Genomic DNA, 6150 nt, shown 5'->3' with positions numbered 1-6150 from the left:
TGGGGCTCCGGCTCGGGGGCGGGCGCGGGGGCCTCGGCCGCGGCCGGGGCCGCGGCGGCGCCGTTGGAGTCGATGAGGGCCAGCTCGGCGCCGACCTCGACCGTCTCGTCCTCGGCGACGATGATCTTCGTCAGGTATCCGGCGGAGGGCGACGGGATCTCGGTGTCGACCTTGTCGGTCGACACCTCAAGCAGCGGCTCGTCGGCCTCGACGCGGTCGCCTTCCTTCTTCAGCCAACGGGTGACGGTGCCCTCGGTAACGCTCTCGCCGAGCTGGGGCATGGTTACGGAGACCGGCATGGTGTGTCTTCTCTCGCGTTCGCTAGGAGGGCTTAGTTGTGGACGTGGAGCGGCTTGCCGGCCAGGGCCAGCATCGCCTCGCCGAGGGCCTCGGACTGGGTGGGGTGCGGGTGGATCAGCTGGGCGACGTCGGTGGGCGTGGCCTCCCAGTTGAAGATCAGCTGAGCCTCCGCGATGAGCTCGCCGACGCGGCTGCCCACCATGTGCACGCCGAGGACCCGCCCGTCGCGCTCGGCGACGACCTTGACCTCGCCCTGGGTCTGCAGGATCTTGCTCCTGCCGTTCCCCGCGAGGTTGTACGACAGCTCGACGACGTCGTGGCCGCGCTCGCGCGCCACGGCCGTGCTGATGCCGACGGACGCGACCTCGGGCTCGGAGTAGGTGATCCGCGGCACGCCGTCGTAGTCGATCGGGACCGGGTTCAGCCCGGCGATGTGCTCGGCGACCAGGATGCCCTCGGCGAAGCCCACGTGGGCGAGCTGCAGGGTGGGGATGAGGTCGCCGACCGCGTACACGCCCGGGACGTTGGTCTGGCAGTACTCGTTGACCGGCACGTAGCCGCGGTCGACGGTGACGCCCGCCTCCTCGTAGCCGAGACCGGCCGAGACCGGGCCGCGGCCCACCGCGACGAGCATGAGCTCCGCGTCGAGGGTCTTGCCGTTCTCCAGGGAGACGACCACGCCGGTGTCGGTGGTCTTGACGCTCTCGAAACGCGCGCCCAGCTCGTACTTGATGCCGCGGCGGCGGAAGGCGCGCTCCAGCAGCTTCGAGTTGGACTCGTCCTCCAGCGGGAGCAGGTGGGGCAGCGCCTCGACGATCGTCACCTCGGCGCCGAACGACCGCCACACGCTGGCGAACTCCACGCCGATGACGCCGCCGCCCAGGATGACGACCGAGGTCGGCACGCGGTCGAGGACCAGCGCGTGGTCGCTGCTGATGACCTTCTCGCCGTCGATGTCGAGGCCGGGCAGCGACTTCGGCACCGAGCCGGTCGCCAGCACGACGTGGCGGCCCTCGAAGACCTGGTCGCCGACCGTCACCCGGTTCGGGCCGGCCAGGCGGCCCTCGCCCTCCACGACGGTGATCTTCTTGCTCTTGATGAGCCCGGTGAGGCCCTTCCAGAGGCCGCTGACCACCTTGTCCTTGTACGAGTGGACGCCCGGGACGTCGATGCCCTCGAGACGGGTGCGCACGCCGAACGACTCACCCTCGCGAGCCTGGTCGGCCAGCTCCGCCGCATGCAGCAGCGCCTTGGTGGGAATGCAGCCGCGGTGCAGGCAGGTGCCCCCGACCTTGTCCTTCTCGATGAGGACGACGTTCATGCCGAGCTCGGCCGCCCGCAGCGCACAGGCGTAACCACCGCTACCGCCACCTAGGACGACGATGTCGTAGGGGCCGCTGCCATCAGCCACTGGAATGCTCCTTGTTGAATACGCTGGTGAATACGCTTCGCGTGGACGCGCGCGCCGCCGGGTGGTCCCGACAGCATCCTTTCACTTGTCCAGGAAGATCGTGGGCGCGTGCCCGGGCCGCCGGGGCGGCCCAGGACGTTCCCGTCAGAGGGTGTGCCGGTCCTCGCCGTTCGCGGCGTAGCGCTCGGCGATGCCGATGAGCGTACGGGTGATCGCGCCGGTGCCGCCCTTGGGCGTGTAGCCGTGCGGCTCGCCCTTGTTGAAGGCCGGGCCCGCCATGTCGATGTGCGCCCAGCGGACGCCGTCGGGCACGAACTCGCGCAGGAAGATGCCCGCGGCGAGCATGCTGCCCCAGCGCTCCGGCTGCAGGTTGGCGATGTCGGCGACGGGGGAGTCGAGGCCCTTGCGCAGCTCCTCGGGGAGCGGCATGCCCCAGGCGCCCTCGCCCTGGGCCCCGGCGATCTCCACGACCTCCTCGCGGAGCGCGTCGTCGTTGGCCATGACCCCGGCCGTGCGCCAGCCGAGCGCGACGATCTGGGCGCCGGTCAGCGTGGCGACGTCGACGATCAGGTCGGGGTCGTCCTGAGCGGCGCGGGCGATGCCGTCGATCAGCACGAGGCGGCCCTCGGCGTCGGTGTCGAGGACCTCGACCGTCTTGCCGCTGAAGGTGTGCAGGACGTCGCTCGGGCGCTGCGCGCTGCCGGACGGCATGTTCTCGGCCAGGCACAGGTAGCCGACCGCGTTCACCGGCAGGCCGAGCCGCGCGACGGCGAGCAGCGTGCCCAGGACCGCCCCCGCGCCGCCCATGTCGGACTTCATCCAGTCCATGGACGCCGCCGGCTTGAGCGACAGGCCGCCGGAGTCGAACGTGATGCCCTTGCCGACGAACGCGACCGTCCGGCGGGCCTCGGGGTGGGAGTAGGCGAGGCGCACGAGGCGCGGCGGGTTGGCCGAGCCCTGGCCGACGCCGACGATGCCGCCGTAGCCCTCGTTCTTGAGCTGGACCTCGTCGAGCACCTCGACCGACAGGCCCGCCTTGCCGCCGGTCTCCTGCGCGATCTCCGCGAAGCGGGCAGGCCACAGGTCGGAGGGCGGGGTGTTGACCAGGTCGCGCACGAGCGTGACCGACTCGGCGACCGTGGCCGCGTGCCGCAGCGCGTCCTGCGCGCCCTCGGCCCCCGAGAGCACGACGAGCTCGGCCAGCGGGGGCCGCTTCTCGCCGTTCGTGCGGTAGCGCGTGAAGGCGTACGCGCCGAGCAGGGCGCCGACGGCGACGGCCTCGACCTGCTGGGCGGTGGTGGCGGGAAGGGCGGAGGCCGCGTCGGCCGTGCCGGCCAGGGAGCGGGCGGCCGCACCGGCGGCGCGGCGCAGCAGCTCCGGATCGTACGCGCCGGAGGGCTCCTCGCCGAGGCCCACGGCCACCACGATCGGCGCGGGCAGCGCGCCGAACGTCGGGATCTTCGCGATCTCCTCAGGCCTGCCGGTGAACCCGACCGCGCTGAGGGTGTCGGCGAACCGGCCGTTGAGAGCCTGGTCGAGGCCCTCGGCGCCGGGCGCCGTACGGAGGCCGTCGGGGGAGCGATGGACCCCGACTATGAGAGCACCGGTCTCGATGGAGACCGTGTCAGATGCATTGACGCGCACTGTGGTCACGTGAGCCGATGCTAGCTGGGCTTTCTCCGCTACGCATAAACGAGGGTTGATCCTACCTATCGGTAGTCCAAATGATGCCGATTGTGCTAGCACCATATGGATCCTTCGGGTTGATGGTGCTAATGTCACTAGCATCATGCTGCTCACGCTCGATCTCAACGATCCGCGGCCCCTGCACGAGCAGGTCACCGCGGCGATCCGGCGCGCCATCGCGCAGGGGGACGTGGCCCCGGGCGACCGGCTCCCGCCCGCCCGGGACCTGGCCGACGCGATGGGCGTCAACGCCAACACCGTCCTGCGCTCGCTGCGCGACCTGCGGGACGAGGGACTGCTGGAGTTCCGGCGCGGGCGGGGCGTGTCCGTGCTGCGCCGCCCCGACCCCCGCGAGGCGCTGAGGGAACGGGCGCGTGATCTTCTCGACGAGGCCGCGAGGTATGGACTCGGGCCCGACGAGGTCGTCGACCTCATCAAGGACATGTCATGACCACTCCCCGGCGGGGCGACCCCCGCACCCCCTTCCTCCTGGCCGCCGCCGTCTGGACCGTCCTGGTCGCCGCCGCGGTGGCCGCCCTCCCCCTGGCGCTGGCCGGGCGGCTGCCGGATCCGATGGCCACGCACTGGGGGGCTTCGGGCGCCTCGGACGGGGCCATGCCGATCGCCGCCGCGGCCGTCCGCCCGGCCTGCATGTGGGTGGTGTTCGCGCTGGTCTCGCTGGGCCTCGCGATGCGGCGGCGCGCCCTCCACCGCGCGATCGTGCGCGCCTGGACCGCGGCCGCCCTGGCGTGGTGCGGCGTCTTCTTCCTGGGACTGCAGGTCGTGACCGTCACCGCCAACCTCGGCGGGGCCCGATGGCAGGACGCCTCCCCGGTGGCCTGGTGGATCGTCCCGGTCGTCCTCGCCGCGTTCGCGGCCGGCCTCCTGGCGCGCGCCCTGGCCCGGCGCGGTCCCGACGAGCGGCCGCCGGCGCCGGCGGCCAGAGGGGACATCGCCCTGCCGCCCGGGCGCCGGACGGTATGGGTGTCGTCGGTCTCCGCGCCGCTCGGACTGTGGCTGGGGATCGCCGCCCTGGTCGCCGCCGTCTCGCTCGCCGCCGCCACGCTCACCGGCCTGTCCCCGACGCCCTGGGCCACGGCCGTCGTGCTCGCGGTCGTCGGCCTGGCCGGGCTCGCGCTCTCGACGGTCTCCGTCAAGGCGGGGCCGGAGGGCCTGCGGGTGTCGTTCGGGCCGCTACGGTGGCCGTCCCGGCACGTGCCGCTGGACCGGATCGAGCGGGCCTGGGTCGAGGACCGTCGTCCCGCCGACGTCGGCGGCTGGGGGTTCCGCGGCCTGCCGGGCATGGCCACCATCATGATCCGCGGCGGGGAGTGCCTGGTGGTGCGGTACACCTCCGGCGGCCAGCTCGGGATCAGTGTCGACGACGCCGCCACCGGGGCCGCCCTGCTGAACGCCCTCGTCTCGGCCCCCCGTCCCTGATCAGGAGCCTCCCGTGCGATCCTCCCGCGATCTCCTGCTGTTCCTCCTCGTCGCCTTCGGGGCGTCGTGGGCGGCCGCGATCCCCCTGTGGCTGTCGGGCGCGCCCCTGGGGTCCCCGGCCGTCCTGGTGACGGGCCTGGTGATGATGCTGACCCCGTCCCTCGGCGTGCTGGCCGTCTGGCGGCTGTGCCGCCGCGGCACGCCGTTCCGCGCCTGGGCCAGGGAGACGGGCCTCACGCTTGGGCCCGACCGCCCGGCGACGGCGCGGCTGCTGGTCGTGGCCTGGCTGGGCGTCCCCGCGCTCGTGGCGGTGGCCGCCGCGGTCGGCGTCGCCGCCGGCACGCTCCACCTGGACCTCGCCGGGCTCAGCCTGTTCCGCCGCGAGGCCGGGCAGGCGCTGGCGAAGGCGCCCATCGACCCGAGGGTGCTGCTGGCCCTCCAGGTCGTCGAAGCCGTGGTGTTCGCCCCGCTGATCAACGCCGTCCCGGCGCTGGGGGAGGAGTGGGGCTGGCGCGGCTGGCTGCTGCCCCGGCTCCTGAACGGCCCCGGCGGGGGCGGGGATCGGGGGCGCCTGGTGCGGGCGCTGCTGCTGTCGGGCGTCATCTGGGGGTTGTGGCACGCGCCGCTGACCCTGCGGGGGTACGACTATCCGTCGCTCGGCCCGTGGGCCGCGTCGTACTTCGTCGGCTTCTGCGTGCTGTTCGGGGTGGTGCTCGGCTGGCTGCGGCTGCGTTCCGGCAGCGTGTGGCCGGCCGCGATCGGCCACGGCGCGCTCAACGCGACGGCGGCCGTCCCGCTCCTGCTCGGCGACGCGGCCCACCCGCCGAACCCGGCCCTGGCAGGCGTCCTGGGCCTGCCCGGACTGGCCGTTCTCGCGGTGACGGCCCTGGTCGCGCTGCGGGCGGGCCGGTTCCCCTCCGCCCCGGTCGAGCGGGAGGCCGCGCCGTCCTGAGCGAGGCCGGGGGACGTCGCGCCGGCCGGTCAGAGGAGGCAGAAGGCCAGCAGCGCCGCCGTCGTGGCGGTCTCCACCAGGGCGCCCAGCACGTCGCCGGTGATCCCGCCCAGCCGTCGTACGGCACGGCGGCGCAGCAGCCACGCGGCCGCCAGCCCCGCCGCCATCGCCCCCAGCGCGCGGAGGATCGGCCATACCGGGGGCTCGGAGGTCCCGAGGGCGGCGGGCAGGAGCGCGGACAGCGCCGCGACCGCGGCGACGGCGAGCGCCGCGGCGGCGGTGGAGACCAGGGCCGGGCCCCGGCCCACCGTTCCGGCGACGAACGCGCCGAGCCCGCCGGGCCGGGCCGCGGGGACGCCCT

General features: G+C 73.9%; 7 protein-coding genes. 3 read left to right on the top strand and 4 right to left on the bottom strand.

What is annotated here, in order from left to right:
* The 3 genes from MPTA5024_RS09755 to MPTA5024_RS09745 form a co-directional block, all read right to left on the bottom strand.
* Nucleotides 1-299 (bottom strand): biotin/lipoyl-containing protein (locus MPTA5024_RS09755; protein ID WP_332310605.1); only part of this gene is annotated, 299 nt, incomplete at its 3' end.
* 32 nt (nucleotides 300-331) lie between these two features.
* On the bottom strand, nucleotides 332-1711 hold the full coding sequence (gene lpdA / locus MPTA5024_RS09750; protein ID WP_036321746.1) for a dihydrolipoyl dehydrogenase: 1380 nt from the start codon (nucleotides 1709-1711) through the stop codon (nucleotides 332-334).
* 144 nt (nucleotides 1712-1855) lie between these two features.
* Nucleotides 1856-3364: a leucyl aminopeptidase gene (locus MPTA5024_RS09745; RefSeq protein WP_051457879.1), complete on the bottom strand. Its 1509-nt coding sequence runs from the start codon at nucleotides 3362-3364 to the stop codon at nucleotides 1856-1858.
* A gap of 136 nt (nucleotides 3365-3500) precedes the next feature.
* Here MPTA5024_RS09745 and MPTA5024_RS09740 point away from each other — a divergent pair, with 136 nt between their 5' ends.
* The 3 genes from MPTA5024_RS09740 to MPTA5024_RS09730 are packed head-to-tail and all read left to right on the top strand — an operon-like array spanning nucleotide 3501 to nucleotide 5789.
* Nucleotides 3501-3848: a GntR family transcriptional regulator gene (locus MPTA5024_RS09740; RefSeq protein WP_036321740.1), complete on the top strand. Its 348-nt coding sequence runs from the start codon at nucleotides 3501-3503 to the stop codon at nucleotides 3846-3848.
* Entirely contained in the window at nucleotides 3845-4837 is a 993-nt protein-coding gene (locus MPTA5024_RS09735; protein ID WP_051457878.1) for a hypothetical protein, read from the top strand. Before MPTA5024_RS09740 ends, MPTA5024_RS09735 begins: the two co-directional genes overlap by 4 nt.
* A 13-nt stretch (nucleotides 4838-4850) precedes the next feature.
* A complete protein-coding gene (locus tag MPTA5024_RS09730; RefSeq protein WP_036321738.1) occupies nucleotides 4851-5789 on the top strand; it encodes a CPBP family intramembrane glutamic endopeptidase in 939 nt (312 codons plus the stop codon).
* Between the two features lie 29 nt (nucleotides 5790-5818).
* Here the strand turns inward: MPTA5024_RS09730 and MPTA5024_RS43330 are convergent.
* On the bottom strand, nucleotides 5819-6150 hold a 332-nt coding region (locus MPTA5024_RS43330), incomplete at its 5' end, for an adenosylcobinamide-GDP ribazoletransferase (RefSeq protein WP_036323827.1).

Source organism: Microbispora sp. ATCC PTA-5024, from assembly GCF_000511135.2.
GTDB lineage: Bacteria > Actinomycetota > Actinomycetes > Streptosporangiales > Streptosporangiaceae > Microbispora > Microbispora corallina.
This window is presented reverse-complemented; position numbering and strand designations above follow the sequence as displayed.

Excerpts from the sequence above, each read along its gene's own strand:
- MPTA5024_RS09740 (WP_036321740.1), top strand. The coding sequence starts at position 3,501 with ATGCTGCTCACGCTCGATCTCAACGATCCGCGGCCCCTGCACGAGCAG.
- MPTA5024_RS09735 (WP_051457878.1), top strand. The coding sequence starts at position 3,845 with ATGACCACTCCCCGGCGGGGCGACCCCCGCACCCCCTTCCTCCTGGCC.